This is a genomic window from Paraferrimonas sp. SM1919 (genome assembly GCF_010993985.1).
Classification (GTDB): domain Bacteria; phylum Pseudomonadota; class Gammaproteobacteria; order Enterobacterales; family Shewanellaceae; genus SM1919.
Genome location: NZ_WINH01000130.1, coordinates 1 through 529 on the forward strand (window position 1 = coordinate 1; position 529 = coordinate 529).

Annotated in this window: 1 pseudogene; it reads right to left on the reverse strand. The window is 48.4% G+C overall.

From position 1 onward, the window contains the following. Positions 1–529: pseudogene (locus tag GFB48_RS17465) on the reverse strand (ISL3-like element IS651 family transposase); the annotation flags it as partial.

Here is a 529-nt window from a genome sequence, read left to right on the forward strand (position 1 = left end):
TTGAAGGTATAACTGAGATCCATCACGACTGTTTTCACATGATGACCCTTCTCTTGAAGATATCGTTTAAGCGTATCGGCTTTACGATCCGGTAAGATATCCAGTGGCTTCCGTGTATCTGCATCCGCAATGATCACTTGATATTTCCCCGCATTCGTATCCCCTTTGTAATCATCAATCGCAATCCGAGGAGGAAGGTGATCCACCTTCTTCACGAGGGGGGCCGCCAATTGATCAAACCGGCGCATGGCAGTTGTCACGGACGTTTGGAATTGATTCGCTGTGTCCGTAAAGTTCTTCCCTTGAATGAGCCGTAAGCGAAACGCTTGATTCCATTCCACTGTCTGACGCTGATATCGCTCTACAAAACAGGCTTTCTCCGCAAACCGCTTCCCGCATCTGCACGCGTACCGGCGCTTTCGATAGAATAGATACACCCACCGTTCAAAGAGCTTGAGATGTTGAACTTTTTGGATGCGGTAATCATGGATTCTCTCGGTTCTCTTCCCGCAGGATGGGCAACGATGAT